The 17,115-nt window shown below is 43.3% G+C and carries 17 protein-coding genes; 16 read left to right on the top strand and 1 reads right to left on the bottom strand.

Annotation, left to right across the window (positions count from 1 at the left end; genetic code table 11):
- The first annotated feature begins 12 nt into the window (after positions 1 to 12).
- The 11 genes from AC2D6U_RS12200 (at position 13) to rodA (ending at position 11,262) form a co-directional block, all read left to right on the top strand.
- On the top strand, positions 13 to 1,302 hold the full coding sequence (locus tag AC2D6U_RS12200) for an aminotransferase class V-fold PLP-dependent enzyme (protein ID WP_484721266.1): 1,290 nt from the start codon (positions 13 to 15) through the stop codon (positions 1,300 to 1,302).
- Between the two features lie 115 nt (positions 1,303 to 1,417).
- Positions 1,418 to 1,807 (top strand): IS200/IS605 family transposase, encoded by a 390-nt coding sequence (gene tnpA / locus AC2D6U_RS12195; protein WP_484721265.1) that lies wholly within the window; start codon positions 1,418 to 1,420, stop codon positions 1,805 to 1,807.
- 41 nt (positions 1,808 to 1,848) lie between these two features.
- Positions 1,849 to 2,625, top strand: a complete 777-nt coding sequence (locus tag AC2D6U_RS12190; protein WP_484721264.1) for a Rossmann-like and DUF2520 domain-containing protein — start codon at positions 1,849 to 1,851, stop codon at positions 2,623 to 2,625.
- 53 nt (positions 2,626 to 2,678) lie between these two features.
- Entirely contained in the window at positions 2,679 to 3,539 is an 861-nt protein-coding gene (locus AC2D6U_RS12185) for a geranylgeranylglycerol-phosphate geranylgeranyltransferase (RefSeq protein WP_484721263.1), read from the top strand.
- Entirely contained in the window at positions 3,539 to 4,114 is a 576-nt protein-coding gene (gene purN / locus AC2D6U_RS12180; protein WP_484721262.1) for a phosphoribosylglycinamide formyltransferase, read from the top strand. Before AC2D6U_RS12185 ends, purN begins: the two co-directional genes overlap by 1 nt.
- Positions 4,115 to 4,151: 37 nt before the next feature.
- Entirely contained in the window at positions 4,152 to 5,681 is a 1,530-nt protein-coding gene (purH, locus tag AC2D6U_RS12175; RefSeq protein WP_484721261.1) for a bifunctional phosphoribosylaminoimidazolecarboxamide formyltransferase/IMP cyclohydrolase, read from the top strand.
- Between the two features lie 73 nt (positions 5,682 to 5,754).
- Positions 5,755 to 6,783, top strand: coding sequence for a rod shape-determining protein (locus tag AC2D6U_RS12170; protein WP_484721260.1), 1,029 nt, complete (start codon positions 5,755 to 5,757; stop codon positions 6,781 to 6,783).
- 6 nt (positions 6,784 to 6,789) lie between these two features.
- On the top strand, positions 6,790 to 7,635 hold the full coding sequence (gene mreC / locus AC2D6U_RS12165) for a rod shape-determining protein MreC (RefSeq protein WP_484721259.1): 846 nt from the start codon (positions 6,790 to 6,792) through the stop codon (positions 7,633 to 7,635).
- A 38-nt stretch (positions 7,636 to 7,673) separates the two neighbouring features.
- Entirely contained in the window at positions 7,674 to 8,144 is a 471-nt protein-coding gene (locus AC2D6U_RS12160) for a hypothetical protein (RefSeq protein WP_484721258.1), read from the top strand.
- Entirely contained in the window at positions 8,144 to 9,991 is a 1,848-nt protein-coding gene (locus AC2D6U_RS12155) for a penicillin-binding transpeptidase domain-containing protein (RefSeq protein WP_484721257.1), read from the top strand. The genes AC2D6U_RS12160 and AC2D6U_RS12155 overlap by 1 nt, the downstream gene beginning before the upstream one ends.
- Entirely contained in the window at positions 9,988 to 11,262 is a 1,275-nt protein-coding gene (rodA, locus tag AC2D6U_RS12150; protein WP_484721256.1) for a rod shape-determining protein RodA, read from the top strand. The genes AC2D6U_RS12155 and rodA overlap by 4 nt, the downstream gene beginning before the upstream one ends.
- Here the strand turns inward: rodA and AC2D6U_RS12145 are convergent, their stop codons facing one another.
- On the bottom strand, positions 11,263 to 12,255 hold the full coding sequence (locus AC2D6U_RS12145; protein ID WP_484721255.1) for a hypothetical protein: 993 nt from the start codon (positions 12,253 to 12,255) through the stop codon (positions 11,263 to 11,265). It abuts the gene before it with no gap.
- 33 nt (positions 12,256 to 12,288) lie between these two features.
- Here AC2D6U_RS12145 and AC2D6U_RS12140 point away from each other — a divergent pair, with 33 nt between their 5' ends.
- From AC2D6U_RS12140 to AC2D6U_RS12120, 5 genes are read left to right on the top strand one after another with little or no spacing between them, the layout of a single operon-like run.
- Entirely contained in the window at positions 12,289 to 12,612 is a 324-nt protein-coding gene (locus AC2D6U_RS12140; RefSeq protein WP_484721254.1) for a 2Fe-2S iron-sulfur cluster-binding protein, read from the top strand.
- Positions 12,612 to 13,211 (top strand): thymidine kinase, encoded by a 600-nt coding sequence (locus AC2D6U_RS12135; protein WP_484721253.1) that lies wholly within the window; start codon positions 12,612 to 12,614, stop codon positions 13,209 to 13,211. Before AC2D6U_RS12140 ends, AC2D6U_RS12135 begins: the two co-directional genes overlap by 1 nt.
- The gene (gene porZ, locus AC2D6U_RS12130; RefSeq protein ID WP_484721252.1) at positions 13,150 to 15,405 is read left to right on the top strand and encodes a type IX secretion system anionic LPS delivery protein PorZ; all 2,256 of its coding nucleotides are present in this window, start codon (positions 13,150 to 13,152) and stop codon (positions 15,403 to 15,405) included. The genes AC2D6U_RS12135 and porZ overlap by 62 nt, the downstream gene beginning before the upstream one ends.
- A complete protein-coding gene (gene recO, locus AC2D6U_RS12125) occupies positions 15,405 to 16,097 on the top strand; it encodes a DNA repair protein RecO (protein ID WP_484721251.1) in 693 nt (230 codons plus the stop codon). Before porZ ends, recO begins: the two co-directional genes overlap by 1 nt.
- A gap of 43 nt (positions 16,098 to 16,140) precedes the next feature.
- Positions 16,141 to 17,115 carry an isopenicillin N synthase family dioxygenase gene (locus AC2D6U_RS12120; protein WP_484721250.1) on the top strand — a complete coding sequence of 325 codons (975 nt, stop codon included), beginning with the start codon at positions 16,141 to 16,143 and terminating at the stop codon, positions 17,113 to 17,115.

Genomic DNA, 17,115 nt, shown 5'->3' with positions numbered 1-17,115 from the left:
TAACTTCTGCTCATGAAGAACAGAAGAAGCTTTATCAAAAAGGCCTTTCTAACAGGAGGCAGTTTATCATTAGCCAAATTCTTCTCGCACTCGGTGGCAGAAGATGTGGCCGATGCCATTCAAACCGTTAATCAGTTATCAGTTGAACAAGCCATCCAAGATGAGGCGCTTTGGGCGAGAATTCGGCAAGCTTACACTACCTCGAATCAGATCATCAATTTGAACAACGGAGGAGTTAGTCCCCAACCTAAGGTCGTACAAGAAGCTGCCAATCGCTACTACGCTTACTCCAATGAAGCCCCTTCCTACTACATGTGGCGGATTTTGGATCAAGGGAGAGAGCCATTGCGTGCCAAATTGGCACATCTTGCAGGAGTGGACAAGGATGAGATCGCCATCAATCGAAACACGACAGAAGCGATTAACAATGTCATTTTTGGTCTTAATCTGAAAAAGGGAGATGAAGTGGTACTCACGAAATACGACTATCCTAATATGATCAATGCCTGGAAACAGCGGGAAAGGCGAGATGGCATTAAGCTGGTTTGGTTGGATTTTGATATCCCGATGGAAGACAATCAAACGGTGGTTGATCAATTCAGAAATGCGATCACCGCAAGAACGAAAGTTTTTCATATCACGCACATGATCAACTGGACGGGTCATATTATGCCCGCAAAAGCCCTTTGTTCGTTGGCTGCCCAAAACAACATTTACTCTATTGTGGATGGAGCACATACCTTCGCCCATCTCAATTTTAAGATCTCCGATCTCGGCTGTGACTTCTACGGCACAAGTCTACACAAATGGCTCTGCGCACCCTTTGGCACCGGCATGCTCTATATCAATAAAAATAAGATCGCTGATGTTTGGCCACTGCTGGCGGCCCCTGAAGGGCAAGAGGATAACATCAGAAAGTTTGAGAACATTGGTACGCGATCATTTGCGATCGAGCAAGCCATCAGTTCCGCTATTGATTTCCATTTAGCTATTGGAGCTGATAAAAAGGAAGCTCGATTGAATTACCTCAAAAATTACTGGGTCCATCAGGTAAAAGACATGGCAAAGGTTAACTTATATTCAAGTCAGGAACCTGAAAACACCTGTGCCCTTTTCAATTTTGGCATTGAAGGGATGGACGCAGGTCCTGTCCATAATGCCCTTTTTAGCACACATAAGGTGCATACGAGTCCGATCAAATGGGAGCAGGTCAACGGCCCAAGGGTAACGCCGCATGTGTATACCTCCTTGTATGAATTGGACAGGTTAGTGGAGGCGATTGAGTTGGTGGCTAAATCATAATTCAAAAATGGCTAATCTAGCCACGGGTTTAAACCCGTGGCTAGATTGTTTAAACCCGTGGCTAGATTGTTTAAACCCGTGGCCATATTGATTATATTCGAATAAAACACACACTATGGGACATTCATATTGTCACATCTGGATTCATCTCATCCTTGTGACGAAACATCGAAAAAAATTTATTAATAGGGAAATTGAAAAAGAGATTTATCAATTTTTGACAAGCAAATTAGAAGAATTGAAATGTGATCTAGAAGCAATCAATGGTCTGGAAGATCACGTTCACATATTATTCAAACAGAACAAACAGCTCAGTATTGCTCAAATTGCAAAGCAACTTAAGGGAGGGGCCTCATTCTTTCTTAATTCAAGTTTTAAATTAGAAGAGAAATTTCAATGGCAGAATGGCTATTCTGCCTTTTCAGTTTCCTACAATGATCGGCTTAGGATTAAGAAATATATTCAAAATCAAAAGAAAAATTGTTCACACCAGCCACGGGTTTAAACCCGTGGCTGGTGTGAACGAGATGTCTTATCTTTACGTCAATGAAGATCGCAATCATCGGAACGGGGAATGTTGCCTGGCACTTAGGCCTGGCACTAGAGAATGCTGGACATGTTGTGACTGCAATCGCAGGAAGAAACCAAAACAACGTCGACAAACTGGCCTCGAATTTCTATCAAGCTGAGGGCATTATAGGAACAGATCTTTCTGAAGTCCAAGCCGACATTGTGCTCATTTGCATCAGTGATGATGCCATAGAAGACGTAGCTCAAGGCCTTAGCCTACCTCCAACTTGCATTTTGGCACATACTTCAGGAACGAAACCCTTGTCTAGCTTAGGTTATGCCCAAACGGAGAATATTGGCGTTTTTTATCCCTTACAAACTTTCACCATCGGCAAAAAAGTAGATTTTCAACACATTCCGATCTGTGTTGAAGCCGATAACAACCATGCATTGAAACAACTGAAGTCCTTAGCACAAAGCATCTCACAAACTATTGTAGAATTAAGCTCCAAGGAGCGAGCAGTGCTCCATCTTTCAGCTGTTTTCGCTAGTAATTTCTCCAATCACATGCTGACGATCGCGAAAGGAATTATGGAGCACAATGACCTCTCTTATGACCTGATAAAACCTTTGATCACTGAAACCATCAATAAATCGTTGAGTAATGGGCCCGAATTTGCACAAACAGGCCCTGCCAAAAGAGGAGACCTCGAAACATTGGATAAACAATTTCAAGCATTAACCGGTGATCCTGAGACTGCTCAGCTCTACCAAATGATCTCTCAACACATTTTAGACTATTATTCGGAATAAAGGGCTACCAGATTCTGCCAAACAAGCGTAGCTTTGTTACGTAAGCACTACTGATGCAACTCACAGCCCTCTTTAAACCATCCTACATCATTGGTTACCTCAAATTCATAAGAGGGATCAATTTGTTCATGGTGGCCTTAACCCAATATTTAACAGCCATCTTTTTGGTAGGCACAAGAGATTCCTGGCGACAAGTTTTAACGGATCAAGGCTTTTTCCTCATGGTCTCGGCCACGGTGATGATCACGGCAGCAGGCTACTTGATCAACGACTATTATGACGTTAAGATCGACTTTGTGAATAAACCCGAACGCGTTGTCGTGGGCAAAAAGCTTAAAAGAAGGTGGGTATTGGCTGGGCACACCGCTTTGAATTTTGGAGCCATTGGCCTGGGCTTTTACATCTCATGGCCTATTGGTGTGACCATGTTTGGTGCTGCTTTCCTACTTTGGCTCTACTCTAATCAACTGAAAAGACTGCCACTTGTCGGGAATTTATCCATTGCCATTTTAACAGGATTGACCTTAGTGCTTGTTGCCGAATACTTTCAGGAAAGAACCTACATTATCGCATGCTATGCAGTCTTTGCTGCCTTTATCACGTTGGTAAGAGAGATCATCAAAGACATCGAAGACCGCAAAGGAGACGAACGATTCGGCTGTAAGACGATTCCGATCATTTATGGCGTCGCCAAAACAAAAGTTTTCCTGCTTGTCGTCATGGCCATTTTTGCCATTACCGTATTCATCTTACTGCACAACATTTCATTCATACTACCAATGGTCTTACTTTTGACGCTAAGTGCTTTGGGTTATGGGATTGCCAAGGCTGATACTGTGAAAGGTTTTCATCGATTGAGCGGCTATTGCAAACTCATTATGTTACTTGGCGTACTTAGCATGATTTGGATCTAATGAAAAAGAGACTATCAGTATTTGCCTCTGGCAGCGGTTCCAATGCCGAAAAATTCTTTGAATACTTCAAAGGGCACCCTTCCATTGAAATCGTATCTGTCTTCACCAATAACAAATCCGCAGGTGTTATCCAACGATCTGAACGCTTTGGCATTCCGCACTATATTTACAACAGAAGCTATTGGGCTGATGGTGAACTTGTCATTGAACATCTTGAAAAAGAACGTGTCGACTTTATCGTGCTGGCAGGTTTTATGTTGCTCATTCCTGAAGCCTTAGTCAAGCGCTTTTCAAATAAGATCTTCAATATTCATCCGGCCTTGCTACCTAAGTATGGCGGCCAAGGCATGTTCGGCATGCATGTTCATCAAGCCGTCAAGGACGCCCAAGAAGAAGAGACTGGAATCACCATCCACTTTGTCAACGAAGTATACGACCAAGGAGAAATTCTTTACCAAGAAACGGTGTCCATTAGCCCCACCGATTCTGCCGAAGACATTGCTAAAAAAGTTCTTGCCATTGAACATAAAAATTATCCAAAAGTGGTTGAGCGAGAAGTTCTCAAATCCATTTAAAATGCCTAGTTTTGCGACCTAATTAATCCCCTCGAACATGTCGCAGGTAAAAATTCAATCCGCTTTAGTTTCAGTATTTTACAAAGACAATCTGGCACCGATCATCTCGCTATTAAAAGCCAACGGAGTCACCATTTATTCAACCGGCGGAACGCAAAAATTTATAGAAGAACAGGGAGCAGATGTTGTTCCTGTGGAAGACTTGACCAGCTACCCTTCCATTTTTGGTGGCCGAGTGAAGACATTGCACCCCAAAATATTTGGCGGGATTCTGCATCGACGAGACAATGAAGGTGATCTAGGTCAAGCCAAAGAGTTCGAGATCCCTTCGATCGATTTAGTGATCGTTGACCTTTACCCCTTTGAAGAAACCGTTGCTTCCGGTGCTTCTGAGCAAGACATTATTGAGAAGATCGATATCGGAGGAATTTCTTTGATCAGAGCAGCAGCAAAGAATTTCAAAGACGTCTTAATCGTTTCTTCACGAGAACAATATGGTGCACTGGAATCCTTATTGAAAGAAAAAGACGGTTCAACTGACCTAAGCGATCGGAGAAAGTTTGCTGCCGAAGCCTTCGACATCTCATCTCACTACGACTCAGCGATTTTCAATTATTTCAATCAAGAGGAAGGACTAGATAAATTCAAGGTCAGCGAAAGAGAAGGTAGAACACTAAGATATGGTGAAAATCCTCACCAGGCAGGCGAATTCTATGGTCCGCTGAACGACCTCTTCGACCAATTGAATGGCAAAGAACTTTCCTACAATAACCTAGTGGACATTGACGCAGCCGTCTGTTTAATAGAGGAATTTGACGCCTCGGAAAATGCATTTGCGATATTAAAACACACAAATGCCTGTGGTGTGGCAACAGGAGCCACTGTCCAAGAGGCATACTTGAAAGCATTCGCAGCAGATACGGTAAGTGCTTTTGGCGGGGTTTTGGTCTGTAATCAACCCATCAACCTTGCCGCTGCAGAAGAACTGAATACACTCTTCTTTGAAGTGTTGATCGCACCCGGATTTGACTCTGATGCCCTTGACCTATTGAAAGGCAAGAAGAACAGAATCTTGCTCGTGAAGAAACAGCAACTTTCTGCTCAAAAGCAGTTCAAAAGTTTGTTAAATGGTGTCATCGTCCAAGACAGAGACTTGGTGACCGACACATCAGAAAATTTCAAATTGGTGACAAAGCGAGGTGTTTCTGAAAAAGAAAAGCGCGCCTTGGTCTTTGCCTCAAAAATTTGTAAGCATACAAAATCAAATACCATTGTGTTGGCAAATGAAGGACAAATGCTCGCAAGTGGCGTAGGACAAACTTCGCGCGTTGATGCGCTTCGACAAGCCATAGAAAAGGCCAAAACGTTTGGATTCGATTTGAAAGGCGCTGTAATGGCTTCTGACGCATTTTTCCCTTTCCCGGATTGCGTAGAGATCGCTAACGGAGAAGGCATTGTTGCAGTAATACAACCGGGCGGATCGATCAAGGATGAACTATCGATCGCCTATTGTGACGAGCACAATATGGCCATGGTATTTACGGATACTCGCCATTTCAAACATTAAGTTTTTGATACGGCGTTTTTTTTAGTAAATAGATACAATTTTAGACATTAAATCAGATAAGGAGACCATTTGAATGGGTTTTTTCGACTTTCTAACAAGTGATATAGCAATTGACCTCGGTACGGCAAATACCCTGATCATTCATAAAGATAAAATCGTGGTGGATGAACCATCGATCATTGCCATTGACAAGAACTCGAATAAAGTTCTTGCCATCGGAAAAGAGGCGATGAACATGCATGAAAAGACCCATGATAACATCAAAACGATTCGTCCGCTCAAAGACGGCGTTATCGCCGATTTCGAAGCAGCTGAAATGATGATCAAGGGGATGATCAAAATGATCGACCTCAAGAAGAGAAGCTTTATGCCCTCTTCTCATCGCATGGTCATTTGTATTCCATCCGGCATTACCGAGGTAGAAAAACGAGCTGTGCGTGACTCCGCAGAACATGCGAACGCAAAAGAAGTCTACATGATCTACGAACCTATCGCAGCAGCTATTGGAACCGGGATCAAGATCGACGAGCCTGTTGGCTCAATGATCGTAGATATCGGAGGTGGAACGACGGAGATCGCTGTAATTGCCCTGAGCGGCATTGTTTGTGATCAATCGATCAGAGTAGCTGGGGACACCTTCACCAAAGATATTCTAGATTACATGCGTCGTCAGCACAACCTGTTGATCGGTGAGCGTTCCGCTGAAAAAGTCAAAATGGCCATCGGTTCTGCACTAACGGAATTAGACGATCCACCAGAAGATTACGAGATCAGAGGTCGTGACTTAATGACCGGAATACCAAAAGTGATCAAGATCTCTTATTCCGAGATCGCATTTGCTCTTGACAAATCGGTATCAAAGATCGAAGAGGCCGTATTGAAAGCATTGGAAATTTCACCGCCAGAACTATCTGCCGATATTTATGATAGAGGCATTCACCTAACCGGTGGTGGCGCCATGTTGAAAGGGCTGGACAAACGTTTAGCGCTCAAGACAAAACTGCCTATTCACATTGCGGATGATCCGTTAAGAGCAGTAGTTAGAGGAACTGGAGAGGCATTAAAAAACATCAATAGCTACAGAGCTGTATTGATGACCTAAAAATGAATGAGTCAATTAATTGCATTTCTAATAAGATCAAGGATCGTTCTTATCTTCCTTGGGCTTGAAGCCATTTGTGTATGGCTTCTTATTGGCAATAATGATTATCAAAAGACTGCATTCATCAATGGGGCCTCAGGACTGATTGGTTCTGTTAGCAATACATCCAGGAACATCCAAGATTATTTCGAGCTAAAGGGAGTAAACGAAGAGTTGGCTGCGGAAAACGCAAAGCTTAGAATGTTACTCCAAAGCCAAAAGCCCATTAGCGTGGATACCTTAGCTCAACTACTTCGCGAAGCAGATGATATCGACTCGATCCAGTACCGGTATATTCCAGCTGAGGTTGTTCAAAATAATTTTCGCTTAGCAAATAATTTCTTCATGATCAATAAGGGGTCATCAGATAGTATTGCACCAGGAATGGGAGTGATCAGTAGCCTTGGGATCGTCGGAAAGATCAGGTCAGTTAGTGAGAATTTCGCTCAAGGCATCTCCATTCTAAACACCAAGAACCCTGTCTCCATCAAACATAAGCCTTCGGGAAGAATTGGTACCTTATTATGGAACGGAGTAGATGCAAAAACGGCAGATGTGCTGTACATGACTCCCGATGTACCGGTATTGGAAGGAGACACGATCGTCACCTCAAGCTATAATGCCATCTATCCTAAAGAGATCCTGGCAGGGACGGTTACCGCTGTAGAAACGGATGCCAATCGTACCTACTTGAACATAAAGGTTGCACTCTCAGTGGATTTTGCCAGACTGTCGCAAGTGTATGTGGTAAAAAATGAAGCAAAGCCTCAATTGGATTCATTAGTAAATAATAACCCCTTGCAGCAACCATGAACAGGAGTTATTCAACCCTTATATTGAGCTTTCTGTTTTTGCTACCACTACAGGTGTTGGTCTTTCGAAACTTTGTACTCTACGGCACCGGTTTTAATTTCTTCTACCTGTTTTGCTTGCTATTACTGCCGGTAGAAATGAGCGCAGTCGTGGGTATGCTCATTGCTTTTGCCACTGGGTTAATCATTGACCTATTCTATCATACCCTGGGTATTCATGCAGCCGCCTCCGTGTTGCTGATGTTCTTGCGGTATTATTGGCTACGCATCAACGGACCCAGAAGTGGTTATGAAGTCAACCAATTGCCCACCATTGCCAATTATGGCTTTTCATGGTATTTGACCTATGCTATGCCTCTGATCCTCGCCCATTCCGTCATGGTTTTCCTAATGGAAGCCAGCAATGCAGATTTGATCGGTCAAAGTTTGTTAAGAGGCTTGATTACAGCCGTAATTAGCTTCATCTTTATAGTGCTAACACAGTATTTCTTCTTTAAAAAAGCCCGGTGATGTTTGAAAGTAGAAGATATGTGATTCAAGGCGCCTTCATTCTGGTCGGTGTCGTATTTCTAGTGAAGCTTTTCGCTCTTCAGGTTGTGGACGATACCTACAGGATCAAAGCGGAAAGGAACATCGTTCAACGCATCGTTGAATACCCATTTAGAGGATTAGTATATGATAGGAATGACAGTCTTATCGTTTACAATGAACCCATTTATGACCTCATGGTCGTGCCTCGCGATGTGTACATCGAAGACACCACCGCATTTTGCCAATTGCTCAACATCGACAGAGCAAGCTTCAATGAGCGCATGCAAAAGAGCAGAAAGTACTCAGCCGTAAAACCTTCAGCATTTGTCCAAAAGATCTCTCATGAAGAATACGCAAGGATTCAGGATAAGCTTTTTGAGTTCAAAGGATTCTATGTCAACCCAAGAACCGTGCGTAAGTACGAAGATAATATTCTCGCAAATGTGATCGGTTATACAGGAGAAATCAGTCCTCGACAGCTTGATTCAGACAGCACCAATTATTACAAAGCGGGCGATTTTGTGGGCATTACAGGTTTGGAAAAAACCTACGAGGAACAAATGCGCGGCAGACGTGGGGTAAGTCATAAGATCGTCAATGTGAATGGTATCGAAAAAGGCTCTTATCAAGAAGGAGCTTATGATACCGCTTCTATTCCAGGCATGAACTTACATACCACCATAGACTTTGAATTACAAGCCTATGCAGAAAAGTTATTGGCAGGAAAGAGAGGCTCGGTGGTGGCCATCGAGCCGGCCACAGGTGAAGTGCTCGTAATGGCATCAGCACCTTCTTATGACCCCAATTTGCTTAGAGGAAGAGAGTTTGGAAGAAACTTTGAAAAAATCAAAAGTGATACCACTGCTCCTCTTTTCAACCGAGCGATTCAAGCAACCTATCCCCCTGGATCCATCTTCAAAACAGTGCAAGCCTTGATCGCTTTAGATGAAGGGGTGATCAGCACTGATGAAGACATTCTGTTAAAAAAATACAATCTAGGGGATCACGCTGCCTTGGGTAGATACGACGTGACCAAGGGCATTGAATACTCCTCCAACAATTACTTCTGGGAAGTGATGCGCCGAACAGTGAATCAGGGCATTGGCGACAACATTTTTACTGACACACATATCGGTATGGCGAAATGGGCAAAAGCTGTGAAAAAATTTGGCTTTGGCCAAGAATTAGGTTTAGATATTGATGGTGAAGAGCCCGGACTAGTACCCGATGACCAGTTCTATCACAAAATGTACCCTAAGGAGACAGGGACATGGGCATACAGTACCATCTACTCTTTGTCGATTGGACAGGGTGAACTCTTAGTGACTCCACTTCAAGTGGCTAATCTTGCTGCGATCATCGCTAACCGAGGCTACTACATCAAACCGCATTTGGTGAAAGCATTAGAAGAAGATGGCGAGATCCGACCGTTGGAATTTGAGAAGATCTACCCCGGAAAGGGTAACGAATATTACCCCGCTGTGATCGAAGGAATGATCAGGGCTCCCAAGCAAACGGCCAAAGTAGCGATCCTCAACATGGGAGATATCACGGTAGCCGGTAAAACCGGAACTGCCGAGAACGGAGTCAAAGACGAATCGTTGGACCATTCTGTGTTTATGGCTTTTGCTCCGGCCAATGATCCAAAGATCGCGATCGCTGTATATGTAGAAAATGCAGGCTGGGGAGGTGGCGCCGCAGGCGTAACCGCCACCTTGATCATCGAAAAGTACATCCGAGGATATATCAAAAAAGGCTGGTTTGACAAGGAGGACTATATTCTCAATAGCAAATTCCTCGATAACCTCAAGAATACTGACGAGTGAGAAGAGAGGGTGGCTTATTTTCTGAACTAGACTGGTTAGTTGTACTCATTTATTTTCTGCTGGTCTTATTTGGCTGGTTCAACATTTTTGCCTCTGTCTATGATCCTGTTCAGAATCAGAGTATTCTGGACTTTTCTCTCAACAGCGGAAAGCAAATGCTTTTCATTGGCGCCACAGTCATCTTGATTACGGTCATCTTATTGCTAGATTTTCGCATTTACGCATCCTTTAGTCCAATTTTCTATGGACTCATGATTGCCCTACTGGTTGGGGTGCTCCTTTTTGGGGTTAAGATCAATGGGGCAAGGGCCTGGTTCGATTTTGGCTTCCTGAGGTTACAACCTGCAGAGTTTACCAAAATGGCTACTGCACTTATGCTAGGACGATTTGTAGCGGGAACAGGAGTAAAACTCACCGATTTTAGCTCCCAGCTTAAGGCTCTGGCCATCTTAGGATTACCCATTGCACTTATCCTGCTTCAACCCGATGCCGGCTCCGCCATCATCTTCTTTGCGCTCATTATCCCTTTATATCGAGAAGGCTTTCCTGCCATTTACCTGATCATTGGCATCAGCGTTGTCGTTTTCTTTATCCTTACGCTACTGATCCCAAAGTTTCAGTTATTGATCGGCATCATAAGCCTGGGTATTGTTCTGATCCTTTTTTCATTAAAACAGCGCAAAAGAATCCCGTCCATCATCTTCGTGGTTGTCGTGATCAGCGGGTTCATTTTTGCCACAGACTATCTACTGAATGAAGTACTCAAGCCTTACCAAAAAAGTAGAATTGAAGCGATCTTTAGACCTGAACTGGTGGACCCTCAAGCGGAAGGCTGGAACCTGGAACAATCCAAAATAGCGATAGGCTCTGGTGGTTTTGCCGGCAAAGGCTTTTTAGAGGGCACACAAACCAAATTTGGTTATGTACCCGAGCAAAGCACAGATTTCATTTTTTCTACTTTGGCGGAAGAGCATGGTTGGTTAGGATGCACCTTGGTGATTGCCTTGTTCTTAGTCCTCATCATGAGAATTATCGTCATCGCTGAGCGACAAAAATCTAAGTTCTCACGAATATATGGATACAGCGTGGCATCCATTCTGTTCTTTCATTTTGCCATCAATATTGCCATGACGATCGGCCTCTTCCCAGTGGTCGGAATTCCGCTGCCCTTCTTTAGCTATGGTGGTTCTTCTCTTTGGTCATTTACGATCATGCTTTTTGTACTTTTGAAGATCGACATGCACAGAAGTCAGGTATTGATGAGATTCTAATTAGCTGAATCTTTTTTGCAGCATAAACATCAAAGCCTCAACTTCCTCACTTTCCATGTCCCAACCTTGATTAAAGGCATTTGCTTTTTCCAAGGCCTCATTCAATGAGCTTGCGGTATCTAAGGCACGTAGGGCTTCTCTCATTTTAGCCGCATCTCCGCCAAATAAAGCATTCTGAAACATGAACTTCTCATTGAGTGTGAGGCCAGACTCAATGCTCTTTTTCATCTTTTGTTGGAGCTTTTCTGCCAAGGTCATGGCTTGTTTGTTGCCTTGAAACTGATCATTCAGCGTGACATCCACTTTTGGCACCTTTTCTGTCTTCTGCTCCTCATTCGAACTAGCGGTTGTTTGAAGAGGAGCAGCAACATCTGGTTCAACGGGAGGCTTTTCAAAATCAAAAAGCTCATCGATCAAATGCTCTGCCTCAAGCTTGATCAACAATTCTTTGGCATCCACCTCTTCGAATCCTTCCTTGCTGTATTGATCAAAAACCCCCAAAACAAGGTCCTTGGTACTGAATTCATCAATCTGCTCTAAAAGTTGCTTGAATACCGTTCTATTGGTTTTGATGTACTTTAATTCCCTTTTGACATCTATCGGCTTATCTGCTCTTTCAAGTGTTCCTTTCAGGTATTCGCCCGGTTCAAAGCTGATCAGAAAAGCATCGCGCACGGCACGCTCCAACAAAGGCCTTAAGTGTTCCTCATCAATGCTGATGTGGTTGGACAGCACATTCATGAACTGTTTGAGGGCATCTTTTACCTTTTCATGTTTAAAATCAAAATAAGGACTTTCTAAATGCTCTACTTCCCTTCTCCATTGATGAAACAATGACCGAATCAAAAAAGAATTGATTTGCCTAGAATTAGTTAAGGAAATTAATTTTTCACCATCTACCTTTTGCGTTTCTTTGAATGTCTTATCAAGTGTTCGCTTTGCAATTTGAGTAGCTACAGCTTCAACAGCATCAATCTTTAGTTTGTAGGGCATCAGTGAATTATTTTGATTTGTAAATTAAGCAATATGACAAAGATCCGAATCAGAAATCTGAACAATCAAGAGGTTGTCAGTAATGATAACTCCAAGAGCATCTTGGATATTATTCATGAGGCACCATTAGACTGGATGCATTCATGCGGTGGCAAAGGACGCTGCACAACGTGCAAAATGATCGTGCATGAGGGCTTAGCTTCATTCGATACCCCGAATGAGGCCGAACAAAAACTCATAGAAAATGGACGGTTAGCGAAAAACGAAAGACTCGCCTGTCAAAACAAACTAAATGACGATATTGAGATTTCAGTTGCTGATAACAACAAATTTCCGCACATCAATTATTCCGATTAATGTTTGTAGAGCCGCAAACCAATATTACCGATAAGCATGCCTCAGGACATATTGAGGTGATCTGTGGGTGTATGTTTTCCGGCAAAACAGAAGAGCTGATCCGTCGGCTTAGACGAGCGACCATTGCAAAACAGCAAGTCGAGATCTTCAAACCGGCTATTGATACGCGGTACGATCAAGAAAACGTGGTGTCTCATAATAAGACAACTATCCGGTCAACTGCGGTTCAATTTGCTTCTGACATTTTATTGCTTGCCGGGAATAGCGATGTCATTGGCATTGACGAAGCGCAATTTTTTGATCAGGAAATTGTTGCGGTTTGCAGGAAACTGGCCAACAATGGCAAGCGCGTGATCATCGCAGGGTTAGACATGGACGCTCAGGGAGAACCCTTTGGTCCAATGCCTTACTTATTGGCAATAGCCGAATTCGTCACAAAATTACATGCCATTTGTACAGTAAGTGGCTCATTGGCCTCGTTCTCTTATAAATTAACGGACTCAGAGAAAACCGTTGAATTGGGTGAAGCCGACATCTATGAGGCAAGAAATCGTAAATATTTTTATGAAGGCCAAGCTGAGAAAAAGAAACGCAAGTAAGTCTCTCCTTAGCTTTTTCCTGATCCTTGTATGTTTAGGCATCACGGCTCAGGATATTCCTGTCTTTGGCTGGAAAAGTCATTTTAGCTACCATCAAATTCCTTTCGTAGCTTCCTCCAACGATCGTTATGTTGCCGCTTCCACACTGGCAGCCTACTTTATCGATCAACAAGATCAAAGCATCAACCTACTGAATAAAAATACCGGACTGAGTTACATCGCCATCACAGCGCTTAGGAGCAGTGCCAGTGGGTCACTTTTTGCCATAGGTTATGAAAATGGCAACATTGACATACTCAATGGTAGTGAAATTAGGAACGTAGATGACATCCTTAACGCTGAAAACATTCCGCAAAAAAGAATCAATGATTTCCTATTTGAGAATGAATTCCTCTGGGTCAGCAGCGACTTTGGTATCGCCAAATATGACCTTAGCGAAGGTGTAATTGTGGAGAGCTATCAGAATATAGGACCAAATGGTAGTAGGCTAGCGATCCGCAACCTTGTCCTGAAAAACGACAGCATTTATGCCGCTTCTGATGATGGCATTTTATCTGTCAGCTTGGATGACCAAACCAACAGGCAAGATTTTAATTTTTGGAGGCGCCAACTCAGTGGTCTCCCCTTTCATGCCATTGCACAAAACACAACCGGAATCCTCGCTTCTTCGGATACCGACCTTTTCCTTTACAATAACGGTGAGTGGGTATTCGATTCGAATTTATCATCACGAATCGAGGAAATTATCGCAACACCCGATGCCTTTTACATTCTTATCGAAAGTGGGCTCTTCCGTTTTCATAACGGTACATTAACTCAGCTCCTCGCAGCCGATACGAATCAAAAATTCTTAAGCCTATCTCTTCAGCAAGAGCATATTTTGATCGGTACGGAAAATCATGGCCTGCTTTTTTTCGAAAATGCCAATAACGAACCTACCCAAATACTCCCTCAAGGGCCGGCAGGAGATCAACACATCCTAGCAGCAGACTCGGCGAATCAATTCTTTTGGCTCTCAAATGAAGCGATCTCCCAATATCATCCAAAAGAACAACTATGGTCTTCAAAAGAACTGCTGGTTGAAGGTACGTTAGCACCGATCACTGATCCCAATGACTTCTCCAAAAGCATCAACAGCATCATTTCGTCTTTTGAGGAAGGCCTTTTCGTGGAAAAACCACAAGGCTTTGAGCCCATTTCCTCCTTTTCACCTAACAATAGCCTAACAAGCATCAATGGTCGATACAACATTGCTGCCATTCAAACCGATGAACGAGCAGACCTTTGGTCGGTACAGACAGGACTTGAGCCGCAGCTTCATCAATGGGATCAACGCAATAATACTTGGCAGGCCTACCGTCTAACCCACCCCCAAGCAAACCACCTTACCAACCTTTTCATCATGGACAATGGTGATAAGTGGATGACCGTAGATGATGCTCGAGGCGGTGGAGTATTGGTCTACAATGAAGAAAGCGATCGGGAGCGTTATTTGACCATTAATGGAGGCCAAGGCGGCCTTCCAGGAAGTTTGGTGAATGATGTGGTACAAGATCAAGAACGTTTTATTTGGATCGGTACTGATGAAGGCATCTGTTTTTATTCTTTGCCCGAGCAAATCTTGACCAATGCAACCCTTACTGCAAGTATCCCCATTTTTCAGGGTAGTTTCCTTTTACGAGACGAACACATTACAAAAATCGCCATAGATCCGGCAAACCGTAAATGGATCGGTACCTTGGATAATGGCGTGTGGCTTTTCAGCGAAACCGGAGAAGAGCTCATCCAGTATTTCACTTCTGAAAATAGTCCCTTGCCTTCGAACCACATCCTGGATATCTCCATCGACGAAGGCTCTGGCGAAGTATACTTCACCACAACGAAAGGTATTGCGTCATTTAGAAGTGATGCCACATTAGGTGCTCCTGAGCATGGAGATGTAAAGATCTATCCGAACCCCGTTGGTCCTAATTTTAATGGCTTGGTCATTATCGAAGGCTTAGCGAATAATGTTGAATTGAGGCTTACCGATACAAGCGGAAAACTGACTCGAGTTATTCAGGCAAATGGAAGCACCGCCATTTGGAATGTGAAAGATGTGCAAGGGAATCGCGTGAGCGCTGGGGTATATTTGATCTTTAGTAGCAATGCAGACGGATCTGAAACATTTGTAGGTAAAATTGTCGTCATCTAGTGCTAAAAAGAACAAGAGGAATCGTGCTTGGTAGTTTGAAGTTCAAAGAGACTTCCATCATTACCAAAATCTTCACTGAAGCTCACGGAACACAGGCATTCATCATCAATGGAGTTCGATCGAGCCGATCAAAGGGAAAAGCCGCTCTCTATCAACCTCTATCCCTTCTTGACCTGGTCATCTATTACAAAGAAGGCAAAGGTCTGATGCGAATTTCTGAGGCAAAACTCACCAACCCTTTTGAGGAGATCCCTTTCCACCCGATCAAAAGAACGATAGGTCTTTTTCTCACGGAATTTTTTGCCAAAGTGCTGAAAGAGGAAGAGGTCAATGCAGATTTATTTGAATTCTTATTTCATGCCATTGCTTATTTAGACCATCAGCAAAACGGTATTGAGAATTTTCATCTTCAATTATTGCTTAAATCTGCCATTCATTTTGGATACGGACCTCAAGGAGACCTTGATTTTCTGCAACAATTATCGGATGCAGGAATGCATTTCAGGGTGTTAGAAAATGAAGAGAAATTCATTGAGCAATTGATCAAACAACCTTTCGGGGCAGAAATCAAATTAACCAGTGACTATCGAAGAGAAATTCTAGATCAGATCATCAAGTTTTATGCAATCCATCTGCAGGAACGACTTGAAATCAAATCAATTGATGTATTGAAAACCGTATTAAAGGCGTAGACCTCATCAAATCTTTATAAATTTAACTTCAAATGCCAAGGCCATGACACAGAGACTTTATGATGAAATACCTTCCCTAGACCTAGCCCACTTCACATCAGGAACTGCAGAGCAAAAACAAGCTTTTGTCGATGCACTCGGGGCAGCTTACCATGATATTGGATTTGTTGCCATAAAAAATCATGGCTTATCGGACGATTTAACCAAGCGATTGTACAGTACAATAAAAGCGTTTTTCAGCCTGCCCGAAGATGTCAAATCAACTTATGAAGTTCCGGAGCTTGCAGGCCAACGTGGGTATATCGGTAAAGGAAAGGAACACGCAAAGGGCCGCACCACTGGCGACCTTAAGGAGTTTTATCATGTAGGGCAAGAAGTTGTCGACAATGACCCCATCAAAGCGCAATACCCTGACAATATTTGGCCCGATGAGATCCCCGACATGAAGTCGGTTGCATTGGAGACTTACCGCACGCTAGAGCAAGCCGGAAAACAAATGTTAAAAGCCATTGCCTTATACTTAGGGCTTGAAGAAAACTACTTTGAAGGCAAAGTACATAATGGAAACAGCATTTTACGGCCGATCCATTACTTCCCGATCGAAAACCCTGATGCCATTCCTGATGATGCTGTCCGCGCAGCAGAACATGGAGACATTAACCTGATCACCCTTTTGATGGGAGCCAGTGCCGATGGCTTACAGGTGTTGAGACGAGATGGTGAGTGGATCCCCATAACGGCGCTTCCTGAGCAGATTATTGTGAATGTTGGCGATATGTTGGCGCGATTGACCAATAATAAATTGAAGTCAACCATCCACCGTGTCGTCAATCCGCCTCGGCATCAAATGACAACGTCACGATTTTCTATCCCCTTCTTCATGCATCCGCGTTCTGAAATGGACCTAAGTTGCTTAGAGAATTGCATCGATGAGGCACACCCTAAACAATTCGACGACATCACGGCAGGGGATTTTCTTGAGCAGCGATTGGCGGAGATAGGTTTACGCAAGAAATAG

The sequence above is a fragment of the Roseivirga sp. YIW32 genome, from assembly GCF_057219245.1.
This window is presented reverse-complemented; position numbering and strand designations above follow the sequence as displayed.